The organism is Bradyrhizobium sp. BRP20 (assembly GCF_020194215.1).
Classification (GTDB): Bacteria; Pseudomonadota; Alphaproteobacteria; order Rhizobiales; family Xanthobacteraceae; genus Bradyrhizobium; species Bradyrhizobium yuanmingense.
Genome location: NZ_JADYVY010000112.1, coordinates 1 through 424 on the forward strand (window position 1 = coordinate 1; position 424 = coordinate 424).

General features: G+C 59.0%; 1 protein-coding gene. It reads left to right on the top strand.

The genetic code is table 11. From position 1 onward, the window contains the following. Positions 1 to 424: DUF3141 domain-containing protein (locus tag I6F33_RS38040; protein WP_225143963.1), on the top strand; the 424-nt coding region annotated here is incomplete at both ends.

Here is a 424-nt window from a genome sequence, read left to right on the forward strand (position 1 = left end):
CGCCGGTTCTTTTCTACGAGTACGAGAAGATCATGGACGGAAGGGATCTTCCCGTAAAGTCCAACTTCGTATTGCTGCGCATCATCCCGTCGCAAGATGTTACGGTCGATTACTCCCGTCGTCGGCCCTTTGTTATCATCCCTCCACGAGCGGGACACACTGCGGGTGTGGGAGCTCACGAGCACGATAGTCAGCTCGGCGTCGCATTGCGCGAAGGTCATCCGGTTTATCTGGTGAGCTTCCGTCGCGAGCCGGAGCAGGATCAGCAACTCTCTGATGTGGCCTATGCGGAAGCGGCGTTTGTTCGAGAAGTGATCCGCCGGCATCCGCGCGCGCCTCTGCCGGCCATTATCGGCAACTGCCAAGCAGGCTGGGCGACCCTCGTTCTCGCCGCAACAAACCCTGACTTGACAGGACCCATCGT